General features: G+C 69.0%; 9 protein-coding genes and 6 pseudogenes. 8 read left to right on the forward strand and 7 right to left on the reverse strand.

The window, feature by feature from the left end; all coding sequences use genetic code 11:
* The first annotated feature begins 38 nt into the window (after window positions 1–38).
* Window positions 39–893: a VOC family protein gene (locus OJJOAM_RS12420; protein WP_422648112.1), complete on the forward strand. Its 855-nt coding sequence runs from the start codon at window positions 39–41 to the stop codon at window positions 891–893.
* A gap of 117 nt (window positions 894–1,010) precedes the next feature.
* Here OJJOAM_RS12420 and dut read toward each other — a convergent pair whose 3' ends face one another.
* The 6 genes and pseudogenes from dut to OJJOAM_RS12450 form a co-directional block, all read right to left on the reverse strand.
* Window positions 1,011–1,511: a dUTP diphosphatase gene (gene dut, locus OJJOAM_RS12425; RefSeq protein WP_422648113.1), complete on the reverse strand. Its 501-nt coding sequence runs from the start codon at window positions 1,509–1,511 to the stop codon at window positions 1,011–1,013.
* A gap of 142 nt (window positions 1,512–1,653) precedes the next feature.
* A pseudogene (coaBC, locus tag OJJOAM_RS12430) lies at window positions 1,654–2,578 on the reverse strand (bifunctional phosphopantothenoylcysteine decarboxylase/phosphopantothenate--cysteine ligase CoaBC).
* 61 nt (window positions 2,579–2,639) lie between these two features.
* A pseudogene (locus OJJOAM_RS12435) lies at window positions 2,640–2,924 on the reverse strand (flavoprotein); the annotation flags it as partial.
* Window positions 2,925–2,948: 24 nt separating this feature from the next.
* A complete protein-coding gene (gene lspA, locus OJJOAM_RS12440; RefSeq protein ID WP_006578057.1) occupies window positions 2,949–3,473 on the reverse strand; it encodes a signal peptidase II in 525 nt (174 codons plus the stop codon).
* Window positions 3,473–6,390, reverse strand: a pseudogene (ileS, locus tag OJJOAM_RS12445) (isoleucine--tRNA ligase). The gene lspA and the pseudogene ileS overlap by 1 nt, the downstream one beginning before the upstream one ends.
* A gap of 117 nt (window positions 6,391–6,507) precedes the next feature.
* Window positions 6,508–7,526, reverse strand: a pseudogene (locus OJJOAM_RS12450) (bifunctional riboflavin kinase/FAD synthetase).
* A gap of 168 nt (window positions 7,527–7,694) precedes the next feature.
* On the opposite strand from OJJOAM_RS12450, the pseudogene OJJOAM_RS12455 reads away from it, so the two are divergent.
* Window positions 7,695–9,543, forward strand: a pseudogene (locus tag OJJOAM_RS12455) (hybrid sensor histidine kinase/response regulator).
* Window positions 9,544–9,714: 171 nt separating this feature from the next.
* On the opposite strand, the gene OJJOAM_RS12460 reads toward OJJOAM_RS12455, so the two are convergent.
* Complete coding sequence (locus OJJOAM_RS12460) at window positions 9,715–10,374, reverse strand: response regulator (protein WP_422648114.1); 660 nt, start codon at window positions 10,372–10,374, stop codon at window positions 9,715–9,717.
* 195 nt (window positions 10,375–10,569) lie between these two features.
* Here OJJOAM_RS12460 and purN point away from each other — a divergent pair, with 195 nt between their 5' ends.
* The 6 genes and pseudogenes from purN (at window position 10,570) to nadC (ending at window position 17,946) form a co-directional block, all read left to right on the forward strand.
* Entirely contained in the window at window positions 10,570–11,310 is a 741-nt protein-coding gene (gene purN, locus OJJOAM_RS12465) for a phosphoribosylglycinamide formyltransferase (protein ID WP_422648115.1), read from the forward strand.
* A gap of 180 nt (window positions 11,311–11,490) precedes the next feature.
* On the forward strand, window positions 11,491–12,711 hold the full coding sequence (locus OJJOAM_RS12470) for an RsmB/NOP family class I SAM-dependent RNA methyltransferase (protein ID WP_422649582.1): 1,221 nt from the start codon (window positions 11,491–11,493) through the stop codon (window positions 12,709–12,711).
* Window positions 12,712–12,820: 109 nt separating this feature from the next.
* Window positions 12,821–14,194, forward strand: a complete 1,374-nt coding sequence (locus OJJOAM_RS12475; protein ID WP_422648116.1) for a mechanosensitive ion channel family protein — start codon at window positions 12,821–12,823, stop codon at window positions 14,192–14,194.
* A 354-nt stretch (window positions 14,195–14,548) separates the two neighbouring features.
* Window positions 14,549–15,739 carry a DesA family fatty acid desaturase gene (locus tag OJJOAM_RS12480; protein WP_006575665.1) on the forward strand — a complete coding sequence of 397 codons (1,191 nt, stop codon included), beginning with the start codon at window positions 14,549–14,551 and terminating at the stop codon, window positions 15,737–15,739.
* Window positions 15,740–15,915: 176 nt separating this feature from the next.
* A pseudogene (gene nadA, locus OJJOAM_RS12485) lies at window positions 15,916–17,065 on the forward strand (quinolinate synthase NadA).
* Window positions 17,062–17,946 carry a carboxylating nicotinate-nucleotide diphosphorylase gene (gene nadC / locus OJJOAM_RS12490; protein ID WP_422648117.1) on the forward strand — a complete coding sequence of 295 codons (885 nt, stop codon included), beginning with the start codon at window positions 17,062–17,064 and terminating at the stop codon, window positions 17,944–17,946. The pseudogene nadA and the gene nadC overlap by 4 nt, the downstream one beginning before the upstream one ends.
* Window positions 17,947–18,020 lie beyond the last annotated feature (74 nt).

The following is an 18,020-nucleotide window of genomic DNA, read 5'->3' on the forward strand; positions in this document are numbered from 1 at the left end:
CCGGGCAATCGTCCCACCGTGACGCAAGGACAGCGGCAATGACAGCGACCATCGCAGCGCAGCGCCAGTTCGACCATGCCGTCGTGATCTGCCCCGACCTGGATGCCGCCGCGCAGACCTGGCAGCGGCTCGGCTTCACGCTGACGCCGCGGGGCTTCCATACGCTGGGCTCGCAGAACCATTGCGTGATGCTGGCTCGCGACTATCTCGAGCTGATGCATGTCGACGGCCCCAGCGAGGCACTGCAGTACTACTGGCACAGCCAGCAGCACGGCGGGGGCTGCGCCGCGCTGTCGTGCCGCAGCGACGATGCGGTGGCGGATGCCGCGGCCCTGCGCGGCGGCGGCTGGCATACCGCCGAGCCGGTCGAATTCTCGCGGCCGGTGCGCCTGGACGATGGGTCCGAGCACCCGGCCACCTTCCGCGTGACCGCGATGGACGACGCGCCCGGCGCGCGCTTCTTCCTGTGCGAGCACCGCACCCCCGAGCTGCTGTGGCGGCCCGAATGGATGACGCACGCCAATGGCGCGCAGGCGATCGGGACGATGTTCCTGGTGGTCGCGCCGTCGCTGGTCGATGCCGCCGCGCGGGCCTATGCCGAATTGATGGGCGCCGAGCTGACCCAGCTGAGCGAACACGTCTGCAGCCTGGCCGTCGGCGAGGCGACGCTGGTGCTGTCGACCCCGCAGGCCCTTGCCGCGGCGACCGGCACCGGCCATATCCGCCAGGCGGTGCCGGGCTATGCCGCGATCCGCCTGCGCACCGCGTCGCTGGACGAGGCGCGCGCGCTTTGGCGCGAGGCCGGTGTGCCCAGCCTCGATCTGAGCGCGACCGAGACGCTGATTCCGGCCCATGCGGCCGCGGGCGTCGCGCTGCTGTTCGAGCAGCGCTGAGGCCCGGTCACCGGGCCGGTGACTGCGCAGGAGCGGCGGCGACTGCCTTGGTGATGGCGTTGGTGACTGCGTTGGCGACCGCGCCAGTGACCGCCTTGGTGACGGCGTCGGCGACCGTCAGGCCGCCGCGCCGCCGTGATGCACGCCCGTCGAGCCGAAGCCGCCGGCGCCGCGCGCCGATTCGCTCGAGAACGCTTCCACCGTCGTAAAGACCGGGCGCAGCACCGGCACGAACATCATCTGCGCGATGCGCTCGCCCGGCTGGATCACGATCGGCTCGGTGTCCGGCGCGTTGCGGTTCCAGACGCTGACCATGATCGGGCCCTGGTAGTCGGCGTCGATCACGCCGATCGAGTTGCCCAGCACCAGGCCCTTCTTGTGTCCCAGGCCCGAACGCGGCGCGATGGTCGCGGCCATATACGGGTTGCCCATATGCACCGCGATGCCGGCCGGCACCAGCTGCGCGGGCGTGCCGGGCTCGATCGTCAGCGGCGCGTCCAGGCAGGCGTGCAGGTCGATCGCGGCGGCCATGTCGCTCTGGTAGCTCGGCAGGCCCCACTCGTGCAGGCGCGAGTCCAGGATCTTGATTTCGACGGTCGGGTTCGGGGAAGCGGTCATGGGAATGTGCGAATCGGGAATACGGGAATACGGGAATACGGGAATACGGGAATAGGGGCTCGAGCGGAAACCGTGTTCTCCGTCTCCGCCTCTGCGGGAGAGGGATGAAAAGCGGGGCGGCCGGCGATCTACACGGCGTCCCTCAGGGCCGCGGCACCGGCAGCCGTTCGGCGATCGCCGCCACCAGCTGCCGCGCCAGCGCCAGCTTGTCGGCCCGCGGCAGGCGCGTCGCGCCGCGCTCGTCGAACAGCACGATCTCGTTCTCGTCCAGGCCGAAGGTATGGTGGCCGATATTGCCGACCAGCAGCGGCACGCCCTTGCGGCGGCGCTTCTGCTCGCCGTACTGCTCCAGGTTCTCGCTTTCGGCGGCAAAGCCCACGCAATAGGGCGCGTCCGGCCGGGCCGCCACGGTGGCCAGGATGTCCGGGTTCTGCACGAAGCGCAGCGTCGGCGTGTCGGTGTCGTTGGCCTTCTTCAGCTTCTGCTCGGCCACCTCGGCCGGGCGCCAGTCGGCCACCGCGGCCACCGCGACGAAGACGTCGGTGCCGCGCAACTGCGACAGCACCGCGTCGTGCATCTGCTGCGCGCTCTGTACGTCGATGCGGGCGACGCCGCGCGGGGGTCGGCAGCCCGGTCGGGCCCGCCACCACCAGCACGTCGGCGCCGGCCTCCCGCGCCGCGCGCGCCAGCGCGAAGCCCATCTTGCCGGACGAGCGGTTGGTGATGCCGCGCACCGGATCGATGGCCTCGAAGGTCGGCCCGGCGGTGATCAGCATCCGGCGGCCCGCCAGCACCTTGGGCTGGAAGTGGGCCACGATATCGTCGAGCAGTTCCTCGGGCTCCAGCATGCGGCCGTCGCCGACCTCGCCGCAGGCCTGGTCGCCGCTGCCCGGGCCGAGCACGGCGACGCCGTCGGCGCGCAGCTGCGCGATATTGCGCTGGGTCGCGGGCGCCATCCACATCTGCCGGTTCATCGCCGGTGCGACCAGCAGCGGGCAATCGCGCGCGATGCACAGTGTCGACAGCAGGTCGTCGCACAGGCCGTTGGCCAGCCGCGCGAGGGAAATCGGTCGAGGCCGGCGCGATCACGATCGCATCGGCCTCGCGCGACAGGTCGATATGCGCCATGTTGTTGGCGATCCGGCCGTCCCATTGCGAGGTGAACACGGGGCGCCCGGACAGCGCCTGCATCGTGACCGGCGTGATGAACTGCGTCGCCGCCTCGGTCATCACGACCTGGACGGTGGCGCCGGCCTTGGTCAGCAGCCGGACCAGCTCGGCCGACTTGTAGCAGGCGATGCCGCCGGTCAGCCCGAGTACGAGATGTTTGCCGCGCAGATCCATGGAGGGGCCTTCGATGCGAGGGGGGTGGGAGTCGATGATACCGGCGCGCCGAAGGACGCGCCGGCTCATCGCACGGCGCGCTCCGGCGCGGGCTCAGTGCCGGCGCACCCGCCGGAATTCGTCGACGATCAGCAGCACCGCGCCGACCGTGATCGCGCAGTCGGCGACGTTGAACGCCGGCCAGTGGTAGCCGCGCAGATGGAAGTCGAGAAAGTCCACCACATGGCCGTAGACGATGCGGTCGATCACGTTGCCGATCGCGCCGCCGAGCACCAGCGACACCGCCAGGCTGAACAGCCGCTGGCCGGCATGGCGGAACAGCAGCCAGACGATGAAGGCGCCGACCGCCAGCCCCAGCCCGGTGAAGAACCAGCGCTGCCAGCCGCCGGCGTCGGCCAGGAAGCTGAACGCGGCGCCCTTGTTGTAGACCAGCACGAGGTTGAAGAAGCCGGTGACCGGGCGCGATTCTCCATAGTCGAAGCTGCGCACGATCACGATCTTGAAGAACTGGTCCAGCACCACGACCAGCGCGGCGAAGGCCAGCCACAGCAGCGGCGTGCCGCTGCGGCTCTTGTTGCTCGCGGCGCGGCCGCGGGCGGTACGGGTGGTCGCGGCCATCAGGCGTGGCTCCTCGGTTCGCCGGCGCCGAACAGATTGCTGGTGCAGCGGCCGCACAGGGTCGGATGCGCGGCGTCATGGCCGACGTCCTCGCGATAGTGCCAGCAGCGCTCGCACTTGGCATGGCCGGACGGATGCACGGTCACCAGCAGGTCGCCGGCCTCGGGTGCCGGCGACACGGTCGCGGCCGAGGTCAGCAGCACGAAGCGCAGGTCGTCGCCGAGGCTGGCGAGCGCCTCCAGCGCCGGACCGCCGGCCTGGATCGAGACTTCCGCCTGCAGCGACGAGCCGATGCCGCCTTCGGCACGGACCGCTTCCAGCTGCTTGGTCACTTCGGCGCGCACCGCGCGCACCGCATGCCATTTCTGCAGCAGATCGTCGGCCTGGTCGACCTCCGGCACCGTGTAGTAGGTGCTGGTGAAGATCGTGTCGGCATGCGCGGTGCCGTGGGCGAACACCTGCCACGCCTCCTCGGCGGTGAACGACAGGAACGGCGCCATCCAGTGCAGCATCGCCTGCGTGATGTGGAACAGCGCGTTCTGCGCGGCGCGGCGCGCCTTCGAGTCCGGCGCGGTGGTATAGAGCCGGTCCTTCAGCACGTCCAGGTAGAAGCCGCCCAGGTCCTCCGAGCAGAAGGTCTGCAGCTTGGCCACCACCGGGTGGAACTCGTAGACGTCGTAGTGCGACAGCACTTCCTTCTGCAGCTGCGCGGTCAGCGCGACGGCGTAGCGGTCGATCTCCAGCCATTCCGACGGCGGCAGCGCGTCGCGCGCGTGGTCGTAGTCGGTCAGGTTGGCCAGCAGGAAGCGCAGCGTATTGCGGATGCGGCGGTAGCCCTCGACCACGCGCTTCAGGATCTCGTCGGAGATCGACAGCTCGCCCGAGTAGTCGGTCGAGGCCACCCACAGGCGGATGATCTCCGCGCCCATCTTGTTGGCGATGTCCTGCGGCGACACGGTGTTGCCGACCGACTTCGACATCTTGCGGCCTTCGCCGTCGACGGTGAAGCCGTGCGTCAGCAGCGCCTTGTAGGGCGGCTTGCCGTACAGCATCGAGGCGGTCAGCAGCGACGAATGGAACCAGCCGCGGTGCTGGTCCGAGCCTTCCAGGTAGAGGTCGGCCAGGCGGCCGTCCGGCGTATCGGCGGCCGCGTCGTACAGGTCTTCCCGATGCGAGCCGCGGATCACGGTCCAGTGCGTGGTGCCCGAGTCGAACCAGACGTCCAGCGTGTCGCGGTTCTTCTCGTACATCGCGGCGTCGGCTTCGCCCAGCTCGGTCAGGAAGGCGGTGGCGTCCAGCGTCTGCCAGGCCTCGATGCCATGCTGCTCGACGCGCTTGGCCACGGCTTCGAGCAGCTGCGGCGTGCGCGGATGCAGCGCGCCGGTTTCCTTGTGGACGAAGAACGCCATCGGCACGCCCCACTGGCGCTGGCGCGACAGCGTCCAGTCCGGCCGGTTGGCGATCATGTTGTGCAGGCGCTGCTTGCCCCAGGACGGATAGAAGGCGGTCGCCTCGATGCCGGCCAGCGCGGTCTCGCGCAGCGTCGGACCGTTGTCGGCGGGCACCACATCCATGCCGGCGAACCATTGCGAGGTCGCGCGGTAGATGATCGGCGTCTTGTGCCGCCAGCAGTGCATGTAGCTGTGCTCGTAGCGGTGCGAGTTGAACAGGTTGCCCGAGGCCTTCAGCGTCTCGACGATGCGCGGATTCGCGTCCCAGATCGACAGGCCGCCGAACAGCGGCAGCCAGCTGGCATAGACGCCGTCGCCCATCACCGGGCTCAGGATGTCCTCGTCGCGCATGCCGTGCGCCTTGCAGGACTGGAAGTCCTCGATACCGTAGGCGGGCGCCGAGTGGACGATGCCGGTGCCGGTATCGGTGGTCACGTAGTCGCCCAGGTAGATCGGCGACAGGCGGTCGTAGCCGGCGTCCATCTTCGCCAGCGGATGGTGGAAGCGGATCTCGGTCAGCGCCGCGCCCGAGCAGGTCGCCACGACCTTGCCTTCCAGCTCGTAGACCTTGAGCTGTTCCTCGACGCGCTCGGTGGCCAGGATCAGGAAGCCGCGCGGCGTGTCGACCAGCGCGTATTCGACTTCGGGATGCAGGTTCAGCGCCTGGTTCGACGGGATCGTCCAGGGCGTGGTGGTCCAGATCACGATCCAGCCGGGCTTCGCGCTCAGCGTTTCCAGCGGCACGTGGAAGGCGCGCGCCAGCTTGTCGGTCTCGGCGAACGGGAAGCCGACGTCGATCGACAGGTCGGTCTTGTCCTTGTACTCGACTTCGGCCTCGGCCAGCGCCGAGCCGCAGTCGAAGCACCAGTTGACCGGCTTCAGGCCGCGGAAGACGTAGCCTTTCTCGAGGATCTTGCCGAGCGCCCGGATCTCGTCGGCCTCGTTGCTGAAGTTCATCGTCAGGTAGGGATCGTCCCAGTCGCCCAGCACGCCCAGCCGTTCGAAGTCCTTGCGCTGGCGCGCGATCTGCTCGGTCGCGTAGGCGCGCGCCTTGGCCTGGACCTCCTGCACCGGCAGGCCCTTGCCGTACTGCTTCTCGATCTGGATCTCGATCGGCATGCCGTGGCAGTCCCAGCCGGGCACGTAGACGGCGTCGAGCCCGCTCAGCCCGCGCGCCTTGATGATCATGTCCTTCAGGACCTTGTTGACGGCGTGGCCGATGTGGATGTCGCCGTTGGCATACGGGGGGCCGTCGTGCAGCACGAACTTCTTCGCGCCGCGGCGCGCCGCGCGGATCGCCTGGTAGATCTTTTTTCCTGCCACTGCTTGACCCACAGCGGTTCGCGCTTGGGCAGGTCGCCCCGCATCGGAAACGGGGTGTCGAGCAGGTTTACCGGGTATTTACTCTTCTCGGCGCTCTTGTTCTCCGGCTTGGCGCCGGCCTTGGCTTGCTTGGTGTCGGACATGACGATTCTCAGGGCGATTCGGTGAGCGCCCGGCCCGGGCGATGCGGGCCGGCGCGAAAATTGGGGCTGGGTCGGCGGTGACCCGGCTGCGCGCGCATGCGCGGCGAAAGCCGGCCGCTAGCTAATTCGGTCCGTGGCCGAGGTAGTGCGCACCGCGGGCGCGCCGGCGGTGCCGGCAGCGTCCGCCGCGGCCTGCGCGTCGGGCTCGGTCATGCCGAAGAAGGCACGGGCGTCGGCGCAGTCCTTGGCGATCGCCGCGGTCAGCGCTTCCAGCGAGTCGAAACGCGCTTCGTCGCGCAGCTTCTTGATGAACTCGACCCGCACCAGCTTGCCGTAGACGCTGCGGTCGAAATCGAACAGATGGACTTCCAGCAGCACCCGTCCGGCGTCCTCGACGGTCGGGCGCACGCCGATGCTGGCCACGCCCGGCAGCGGGGTGTCGGCGATGCCGTGCACCTGCACCACGAAGATGCCGTTGACGGCGGGGCGCTTGTGCGGAATGCGCAGGTTCAGCGTCGGAAAGCCAAGGTCGCGGCCCAGCTTGCGCCCATGCACGACGTGGCCGCTGATCGCATAGCCATGGCCCAGCAGCCGGCGCGCATGGTCCAGGTCGCCGTCGGCCAGCGCCTGGCGCACCGCCGAGCTGGAGATCCGCACGCCGCCCTCGGAGACCGAGCCCATCTGCTCGACATCGAAGCCGTAGCGCTTGCCGGCCTGCTGCAGATAGGCGAAGTCGCCGGCGCGCTTCGCGCCGAAGCGGAAGTCGTCTCCGACCAGCACCCAGCGCGCATGCAGCCCGTGCCACAGCACGTTCTCGACGAAGGCTTCCGGGGGATTGGGCGGCGAAATGTGCGTTGAAGTGCTCGACCACCACGCGGTCGACGCCGTTGCGGCGCAGGCTTTCGAGCTTGTCGCGCAGCAGCGCGATGCGGGTCGGGGGCGCGGTCCGGCGTGAAGAATTCGCGCGGGTGCGGCTCGAAGGTCATCACGCACAGCGGCAGCCCGCGCGCGTCGGCGGCCGCGCGCGCGCGCGCGAGCAGGGACTGGTGGCCCCGGTGCACGCCATCGAAATTGCCGATGGTCAGTGCGCAGGGTGCCCGGCTCTCGGCATTGGGCAGGCCGCGGAAGACTTTCACGAGGACGGCGACAATCGGTTGGATAAAGGCAGGATTATAAAGGGAATGGGCGCTTTCCCCCCGCCTTGCGGCACAACAGCGCCCGGCGTCCGCCGGGCGGCCGCGGCGGGGGGCACGCCTGAGCGGAGTCGGGGCCCGGTGGCGGACGGCGGCGAAAGTCGGCATGATATGCCGCGTCCACATTCTTGCCGCCACTCACGCCGCTTCCCGGTGCCGACCGCCAACCTGATCGCGCTGCTCAAGCGCATCCTTCCGCCGCCCGCGCCGCCGCTGGACGCCGATACCGAGGCCAAACTGCTGGCCGCGGTGCACCGGGTGATGCCCAGCGGCATCGTGGCGGCGCTGCTGCTGCCCGGGCTGACCGCCGCCGCCTTCTGGCACGAAGCCAGCCGCGGCGCGCTGCTGGCCTGGTGCGCGGTGATGCTGCTGCAGGCGGCCGGTTGCGCCTGGTTCTACCTGGGCTACCTGCGCGATATCCCGACCCTGAGCCGCTCGGCCCATACCCGCAAGTGGCGCGACCCGATGCGCGGCGTGGCGGTGCTGGTGGGCCTGAGCTGGGGCAGCGCGGCGCTGCTGCACCTGGTGTCGTCGTCCCCGGTGTTTTCCGGCGTGCTGCTGGTGCTGACGCTCGGCGCGCTGGCCGGCGGCGCAAGCTCGCAGGCGCCGGCCCCGGTCAACCTGCTCTATGTCGGCATTCCGATCCTGCTGCCCAATCTGTTGCTGGCCGACTACGCGTTTCCCGGACACGGCGGCTATATCCGGCTGCTGCTGCTGATCTATGCGTTGATGCTGGCGCGCCACGCGCTGAACGTGCACGGCTCGCTGGTGCGGGCGATCCGGGTCGAGGGCGAAAGCCGGCGGCTGGCGCGGCAGTTCCAGCAGGAGAAGGAGCGCGCCCTGCATGCCAGCGAGGAGAAATCTCGCTTCCTGGCGGCGGCGAGCCACGACCTGCGCCAGCCGGTGCATGCGCTGGTGATGCTGGTCGAGGCGCTGCGCGCGCGCAACGATTCGCCGGCGCTGCGGCCGCTGGTCGAGCAGGTCGCGGCCGGCACGCAGACCATCGATCTGCTGTTCCGCTCGCTGCTGGACCTGTCCAAGCTGGAAGGCCGCAAGGTCTTGCCGACGCTCGAGCCCTGCGATGTCGGCCAGCTGGTGCGCGAGGTCTGCGACCAGTTCGCCGGCGACGCGCAGGCGGCCGGGCTGCGGCTGTCGCCGCGCGTGGCCGGCGAGCTGCACGCGATGGCCGAGCCGGTGCTGCTGCGCCGGGCGCTGTTCAATCTGGTGCAGAACGCGCTGCGCTACACGCGCCAGGGCCGGGTGCTGGTCGGGGCCCGCATGCGCGGCAGCCAGGTGCGCATCGAGGTCTGGGACACCGGCGCCGGCATCCCGGCCGAGCACTTGCCGGACATCTTCGGGCCGTATTTCCAGGTCCACAACCCGCAGCGCGACCGCTCGCACGGGCTCGGTCTGGGGCTGGCGATCTTCAAGGAATGCGTGCGGCTGATGCGCGGGACCTACGGCGTACGCTCGGTGCCGGGCAAGGGCTCGATGTTCTGGTTCACGCTCAATCCGGCGCCCGCCGAGTCGGTGGCCACGATCCGCGCGATGCGCCGCGACGCGGTGGCCCAGCACGCGATGCCGGACCGGCTGCACGGCGAGGTGCTGGTGGTCGACGACGACAGCCACGTGCGCAATGCCTGGATCGCGCTGATGGAGGCCTGGGGCGTGCGGGTGTCGTGCGCCGCCGATGGCGCCGAGGCCGAGCGGATGTTCGCCGGCGGGCTGCGGCCCGACATCATCTTCTGCGACCTGCGGTTGCCGGGAACGGAGAACGGGCTGGCGCTGCTCGAGCGGTGGCAGCAGACCCAGCCGCAGGCGCGCAGCGCGCTGCTGACCGGCGACCTGAAGTCGGCCGCGCTGGCCGAGGCCGAGGAGGCGGGTTATTTCGTGCTGCCCAAGCCGGTCGACCCGGGGGGCGTTGCGGATGCTGCTGCGGCGCTGGCTGCGGACGGCATGAAGGCGTTGGCGGCCGCCTGAGCTGCCTGAGCCGCCCCAGGCCGCCCCGAGCCGCCCTGAACCGCCCCGCGCCGCCCTGAACCAAATTGAGCTGGCAACTGGACTTTGACGGGCTTCAACAGGCTTTGACTCGCCTGAGCCGGCTGGCCGTGTGCTGCCCGGCGAGCCGCGTCTACTGCCGCAGCCGGAACCGCTCCATTCGCGACATCACCTGCATCCGCGTACGCACGCCCAGCCGCTGCAGGATCGCCGACACGTGTTCCTTGACGGTGTTTTCCGTCAGGCCCAGTTCGCGCGCGATCACCTTGTTCGGCAGGCCTTCCAGCACCAGCGCCAGCACCGAGCCCTGGCGCGGCGTCAGGCCGAGTTCGGCCGGCGTGACCGGAATACTGTGCGTCGGGCCGAAGGCGCGCGGCTGGCCGTTCAGCGCCTCGTCGGAAGGAAAGGCGGTGTCGCCGGCCAGCACGCGGCGCACCACCGCGGCAAAGGCGGCCGCGTCCAGGTGCTTGCCGACGAAGCCGAAGGCGGACAGCGCGCGGGCCCGCTCGACGATCTCGGGCGTGGCCTCGGCCGACATGAAGATGAAGCGCGCGGCCGGCACGATGGCCTTGAGCGTCTGCATGGCATCGAAGCCGGTGCCGTCGTTCAGCCAGATGTCGAGCAGCACGATATCGGGCCGCAGCCCGCGTTGGAGGGTGTCCAGCGCCTCGGAGGCGCTCCCGGCGGCATGGACTGCAACATCGGGCATCACCTGCGCCAGGAACAGGGTGGTGCCGGACAGCGCCATGGGGTGGTCGTCGACCACCAGCAAGGTCGGTGCAACATTCGACATGCGATTTCCCGTCTAAAACAACTTCGCCCTTGTTGTATGGTCCCGTCCCGTCGAGCGGGCGGATGGGCGATAGGGCGACTCTAGCAGAGCGGGCGGGGCGTCACAATCCGCATTCGGGGGAAGCGCCGGCCGCCCGGTTTGCGCCGCCGGGTGTCCACGGCGCTGTGGCGGGGCGCCGCTTGGTAGAATTGCGCGATGAAAAACATCGTCATCCTCATCTCGGGGCGCGGTTCCAACATGGAAGCGATCGTCCGGGCCTGCGCCGAGCAGGCCTGGCCGGCACGGATCGCCGCCGTGCTGTCCAACCGTCCCGACGCGCCCGGCCTCAAGTTCGCCGCCGCGCAAGGCATTCCGGTCGGCGTGGTCGATCATCGCCACTATCCCGACCGGGCCAGCTTCGACAAGGCGCTGGCCAAGGCGATCGACGCCCACGTGCCCGACCTGGTGGTGCTGGCCGGCTTCATGCGGATCCTGACGCCGGAATTCGTCGAGCACTATGCCGGCCGCATGATGAACATCCATCCGTCGCTGCTGCCCAGCTTCCCCGGCCTGCATACCCACCAGCAGGCGCTGGAGGCCGGCGTCAAGGTGCACGGCGCCAGCGTGCATTTCGTCACCGCCGCGCTGGACCACGGTCCCATCGTGCTGCAGGCGGCGATCGAGGTCGGTCCCGAGGACACCCCCGAAACGCTGGCGGGGCGGCTGCTGCCCTGCGAGCACCAGATCTATCCCCGCGCGGTGCGCTGGTTCGTCGAAGGCAGGCTACGCGTCAAGGACAGCGTGGTCCATGTCGACCCGCCCGAACCGCAATTGCTGATCGCGCTCGCGGCCTCGTCGGACGATGCCGCGTCCACCTCGACTTCCACTTTGGACTCACCCTTGGACTCCCCCTCGGACTCCGCCACCCCCATCGACACCACCGGAGCCCGTCAATGACCCGTCCCGCCCAAGCACCGCGCGGCGGCGCGCGTCCGTCCCCCGCGCACCAAGCGCAAGACGAGCCCGCTGCGCAAGGCCACCTCGCCGCGCGAGAGCGCCAACGACGGCCAGGCGCGTCCGCACGGCGCCCTGCACGCCACGCATATCCAGCATATCGACCGCCTGCTCGGCAAGGTGATGCTGTTCGCGCGGCCCGCCGACGCCGTGGTCAGCTACTACTTCCGCGAGAACCCCAAGCTGGGCCACCGCGAGCGGGGCATCATCGCCGAGGCGGTGTTCGCGGTGCTGCGCCGGCGCGTGGAATTCGCCCAGTTCGCCGAGTCCGGCTCGGGCGCCGCGCCGCGCCGGCTGGCCCTGCTGGGCCTGGCGGCGACGCTGGGCCGCGATGCGCTGACGCCGTTCCTGTATCCGGAAGAGGCGCAGTGGCTGGACCGGCTGATGACCATCGAGCGCGCCAGCCTGGCGCCGCGCGTGCGCGCCAATCTGCCCGAATGGCTGTACGAGCAGCTGGTCGCCCGGCACGGCGAGGCCTTTACCGCCGCGCTCGGCGATGCCTGGCTGCGGCCCGCGCCGCTGGATCTTCGCGCCAACCTGATCAAGACCTCGCGCGAGGCAGTGCTGGCGGAGCTGGAAGAGGCCGGCCTCGCGGCCGAGCCGACGCCGATCTCGCCGACCGGCATCCGCCTGGCCGGCAAGCCGGCGCTGAACCAGCTGCCGCTGTTCGTCAACGGGCTGGTCGAGGTGCAGGACGAGGGCAGCCAGCTGCTGTGCCACCTGGTCGCGCCGCGGCGCGGCGAGATGGTGGTCGATTTCTGCGCGGGTGCCGGCGGCAAGACGCTGGCGCTCGGCGCGCTGATGCGCTCGACCGGACGGCTCTACGCCTTCGACGTGTCCGACAAGCGCCTGGCCAACCTGAAGCCGCGCCTGGCGCGCAGCGGCCTGTCGAACGTCCATCCGGTGCTGATCGACTCGGAGCAGGACGCCAAGGTCAAGCGGCTGGCGGGCAAGATCGACCGCGTGCTGGTCGACGCGCCGTGCAGCGGCCTGGGCACGCTGCGGCGCAATCCGGACCTCAAATGGCGCCAGAGCCCGCAGACGGTGCTGGAGCTGACCGCCAAGCAGGCGGCCATCCTGGAATCGGCGGCGCGCCTGGTCAAGCCGGGCGGCCGCGTGGTCTATGCCACCTGCAGCGTGCTGGAGGCCGAGAACGAGGCGATCGTGCGCGACTTCCTGAGCCGCCATGCCGACTTCCAGCTGGTGCCGGTGGCGCAGGTGCTGGCCGAGCAAAAGATCGCGATCGCCGACCTGCCCGAGGATGCGCAGACGCTGGCGCTCTATCCCCATCTGCACCAGACCGACGGCTTCTTCGCGGCGGTGCTGGAGCGCTCGCGCCAATGAGCATGGGGGGCACCGGCCCCTGTCGTTTCGCGGATACCGGGCACTCACCGCCCGGTATTTTTTGTTCTTCACTGTCGTTGCTTTCTTCACTGGTTGAACTCGTCGATCGATGGCCTCCAACTCCCTGACCGATCTGTCGCAATCCCATGCCGTGTTCGGCAAGATGCTGGGCGACCTGATGCAGGACGCCGGCGACCCCGGCTTCCTGTGGCAATTGGCCGTGCTGGCCGGCTGCGTGCTGCTGGCCTGGCCGCTGGCGCGCCATGTCGCCGGGCGGCTCGAGGCCCGCTACGCGGGTTCGAGCTTCGCGCTGCGCTTTGCCGCCGCGAGCCTCGAGCGCGCGATGTTTCCGCTGTTCGGCTGGCTGCTGGTGCTGGCGGCGCGCTTCGCGCTGGCGCCGCTGATTCCGGTCAGCATGCTGCGGCTGGCGCTGGTGCCGCTGTTCGGCATCACCTTTCTCTATTTCGCCTTCTATGTGCTGCGCCGCGTGCTGTCCGGCAACGGCCAGCTGCACGGCATGCTGACACTGGTCGAGAAGGTGCTGACCACGCTGGTCTGGGTCGGCATGGCGCTGTACGTGCTGGGCATGCTGTCCGAGGCGGTGCAGTGGCTCGACTCGATCCAGTTCGCGCTCGGGCAGCAGCGCATCAGCGTGGCCGATCTGCTGATGGCCTGCGTGTGGATCCTGCTGACGGTGCTGGCCGCGCTGTGGTTCGGTTCGTGGCTGGAGGAGCGGCTGATGCGCTCGGCGACGATCGACACCAGCCTGCGCGTGGTGCTGACGCGGCTGTCCAAGGCGCTGCTGCTGCTGGTGTCGCTGCTGTTCAGCCTGTCGCTGGTCGGCATCGACCTGACGGTGCTGTCGGTGTTCGGCGGCGCGCTCGGTGTCGGCCTGGGCCTGGGCCTGCAGAAGATCGCCAGCAACTACGTGTCCGGCTTCATCATCCTGCTGGACCGCTCGGTCAAGCTCGGGGACCAGATCACGGTCGACAAGTACACCGGCATCGTGGCGCAGATCCGCACCCGCTACACCGTGGTGCGCAACGGCGACGGCGAGACCCTGGTGCCGAACGAGCAGCTGGTCGCGCAGTCGGTGCAGAACCATTCGTTCTCGAACACCAATGTGCGGGTGGCGACCCGGGTGCAGGCCGACTACGACGCCGATCCCGAGATGGTGCTGGGGCTGCTGACCGAGGCCGTCCGAGGCATTCCACGCCTGCTGGCGGAGCCGGCGCCATCGGCCTTCCTGGTGGCGTTCGCCGACAGCGGCGTCGAGTACGAGGTGGCGGGCTTCATCGCCGATCCGCAGAACGGCAAGCTCGGCGTGCAATCGGAAATGAACCGCGCGATCTGGAAGGCATTCCGGGCCAGCGGCATTTCGATTCCCTACCCGCAGCGCGAGTTGCGTGTGCTGCCCGCGGACGGGACGCTGACCGCGACGCCGGTGTCGCGGGTCGCCGCCAATGCGGCGGAATCGGCATAAGCACAGCCCGATCCGGTGCGTATGTGACGCCTTTGCCATTGAAGGAACGAAGTATCGTTTTCGGCGTCCAACACGGCAAACGAAAAGCACACGCACGGGTAAAAGCGGATGCCGGGACGCTGGCGTTCCGGTAAAATCGCGGGTCGTCCCGGGGGATTCCCCCGGCCGGACTACCGATCCGTGCCCGAGGGCCAGCCGCCAGATTGCAGCGGCGCGTGCCGGGGTCCCGCGAAGGCGCAAGGCGCCTTGGCTGACGCCATAAGACGCAATCACTGGATTTGCAGTCATTTTTCTGCGCGTTGCCGCGACACCCTCACCCGTCGCGGCCAGCCTCTATCTAGCACGGAGAACAGTTTGTTCGACACAATTCTTCAGTGGGCCGCCAACGGCCTTCTCGACTGGTCCTGGTGGAAGATCGTGATCTTCACCCTGGTCATGACCCACATCACCATCGCCGGCGTCACGATTTTCCTGCACCGGTGCATGGCCCACCGCTCGCTCGATCTGCACCCGATCGCCGCGCACTTCTTCCGCTTCTGGCTGTGGCTGACCACGGGCATGGTCACCAAGGAGTGGACCGCGATCCACCGCAAGCACCACGCCAAGTGCGAAACCGAAGACGATCCGCACAGCCCGCAGACGCGCGGCATCCGCAAGGTGCTGCTCGAAGGCGCCGAGCTGTACCGGGCCGAAGCGAAGAACAAGGAAACGCTGGCCAAGTTCGGCCACGGTACGCCCAACGACTGGATCGAGCGCAACCTGTATTCGCGCTTCACCTGGCAGGGCGTCGGCCTGATGCTGATCATCGACCTGGCGCTGTTCGGCGTGGTCGGCCTGTCGGTCTGGGGCGTGCAGATGCTGTGGATCCCGATCCATGCCGCCGGCATCATCAACGGCCTGGGCCACTGGTGGGGCTATCGCAACTACGATTGCGAGGACGCGTCGACCAATGTGTCGCCGTGGGGCATCATCATCGGCGGCGAGGAGCTGCACAACAACCACCATACCTATCCGACGTCGGCCAAGTTCTCGATCAAGTGGTACGAGTTCGATATCGGCTGGTGCTACATCCGCGCGATGCAGGCGGTCGGCCTGGCCAAGGTCAAGAAGACCCCGCCCAAGGCACGCCTGGTCGAGGCCCGTCCGGTCGATCACAACACGCTGGAAGCCATCATCGCCAACCGCTATGACGTGATGGCGCGCTATGCCAAGGCCGTCAAGAACGCGTACCGCGAGGAACTGGCCCAGCTGAAGGCCAAGCGCGTGGCCGACTATCGCCGCTTCAAGCTGGCGCGCAAGTGGTTCCACCGCGACGAGACCAAGCTGGCCGAGCCGCAGCGCCAGCAACTGGCCAGCATCGTCGAGCACAACAAGGCGCTGCAGACCTTCGTCGAAATGCGCCGCGAATTGGCCGCGATCTGGGGCCGCTCGAACCTGACGCGCGAACAGCTGCTGCAACAGCTGCAGGCCTGGTGCCACCGCGCCGAAGCCAGCGGCATCCAGGCGCTGCAGGAGTTCTCGCTGCGCCTGCGCCGCTACGCGTAACGCCTGATAAGAAGGACAGCGCCTGCTACAATGCCAGGCGCGCCCGAAGCCCCGCCATGCTGTCGCTGGCGGGGCTTTTCTTTGGCGACGCCGCCCCATCTAGAGGCCGGTCCCGGCCGCAATGCAGACGCGAGGCGATGCGGCGGCGAGCACGGGTGCCCCGAGGAGTACAGGAGATGACCCCCCAAACGATCAAGACCGTCGAGTTCGAGAAACCGACGCAGATGCAGGCCGACGGTGGCGCGAGCTGCGTCGCCCACGCCTGGGCCAAGGTGCCGCCCGCGCTGACGCCGGACGAGCGCTCGGCATTGAAGGATCGCATCCGCGCGCTGCTGAAGGCGCGCAATGCGGTGCTGGTCGCGCACTACTATGTCGACGCCGACCTGCAGGACCTCGCCGAGGAAACCGGCGGTTGCGTGTCCGATTCGCTGGAGATGGCCCGCTTCGGGCGCGACCATCCGGCGCAGACGCTGGTGGTGGCCGGTGTGCGCTTCATGGGTGAGACCGCCAAGATCCTCAGCCCCGAAAAGACCATCCTGATGCCGGACCTGGACGCGACCTGTTCGCTCGACCTGGGCTGCCCGGCCGACGAGTTCGCCGCGTTCTGCGACGCGCATCCGGACCGCACCGTGGTGGTCTATGCGAACACCAGCGCCGCGGTCAAGGCGCGCGCCGACTGGATGGTGACCTCCAGCATCGGCCTGAAGATCGTCGAACATCTGCACGCGCGCGGCGAGAAGATCCTGTGGGCGCCGGACAAGCATCTGGGCGGCTATATCCAGCGCCAGACCGGCGCCGACATGCTGCTGTGGCAGGGCTCGTGCCTGGTGCACGATGAGTTCAAGGGCATCGAGCTCGATCTGCTGCGCAAGGAGCATCCGAAGGCCAGGATCCTGGTGCATCCGGAATCGCCGGCCAACGTGGTGGCCCAGGCCGACGTGGTCGGCTCGACCTCGCAGCTGATCGCCGCCGCGCAGCAGCTCGATGCCAACGAGTTCATCGTCGCCACCGACAACGGCATCCTGCACAAGATGCGGATGGCCGCGCCGGGCAAGCATTTCATCGAGGCGCCGACCGCCGGCAACAGCGCGACCTGCAAGAGCTGCGCGCATTGCCCGTGGATGGCGATGAATGCGCTGACGAATCTGGCCGAGGTGCTGGAGACCGGCCGCAACGAGATCCATGTCGATCCGGAGATCGGCCGTCGCGCCTATACCTGCATCGACCGCATGCTCGACTTTGCCGCGCAGCAGAAGGCCAACGTACGGCCCGCCGCCGACCTGGCCAAGGAGCAGGCGCTGTTCCAGGGGGATCGGTCCGGCATGAGCGAGTCCTCGAACAACGACGCAGTGAATCCGGTCTTCGACCAATACGGACCCGCGCTGGCCGAGGCGCTGCGCGAGAACGTCCGCGCGGCGATTGCCGAGGACGTCGGCACCGGCGACTGGACCGGCCAGCTGGTGCCGGCCGACAAGCAGGCGCACGCCCGCGTGATGGTGCGCGAGGACGCGGTGCTGTGCGGCCAGCCGTGGTTCGATGCCTGCATGCAGGCGGTCGATCCGCGTTTGCAGGTCCGCTGGCTGCAACAGGAAGGCGCGCGCATGGCGGCCGATTCGGTGGTCTGCGAGATCGATGGCCCGGCCCGTTCGCTGCTGACCGCCGAGCGGCCATCGCTGAATTTCCTGCAGCTGCTCTCGGGCGTGGCCACCGCGACGCGGCGCTATGCCGATCTGGTCGTCGGTACGCGCGCGCGCGTGCTCGACACCCGCAAGACGCTGCCGGGGCTGCGCCTCGCGCAGAAGTACGCGGTCAAGATCGGCGGCGGCGACAACCAGCGGCTCGCGCTCTATGACGGCATCCTGATCAAGGAAAACCATATCGCCGCGGCGGGCGGTGTCACCGCGGCGCTGCAGGCCGCGGCTGCGCTGAACGCGGGCGTGCCGGTCCAGGTCGAGGTCGAGTCGCTGGTGGAGCTGGAGGAGGCGCTGGCCGCCGGTGCCGTCTCGATCCTGCTCGACAACTTCACCGAACCGATGATGCGGGACGCGGTGCGGGTCAATCGGGGCCGCGCGGTGCTGGAAGTGTCCGGCGGCGTCAACGCGAATACGATCCGGCGTTTCGCCGAGACCGGCGTCGACCGGATCTCGGTAGGCGCGCTGACCAAGGACGTGCGCGCGACCGACTACTCGTTGCGCATCATCGGCTGAGCGGGCTCGGGCTGCATCGAGCCCGAGCCGGCTGCTGCCCCGGCCCCGTCTTGGGTCGCGCTTCGGTTGCCCAC

This window comes from Cupriavidus sp. H18C1, assembly GCF_049311595.1.
GTDB classification, from domain to species: Bacteria; Pseudomonadota; Gammaproteobacteria; order Burkholderiales; family Burkholderiaceae; genus Cupriavidus; species Cupriavidus cauae.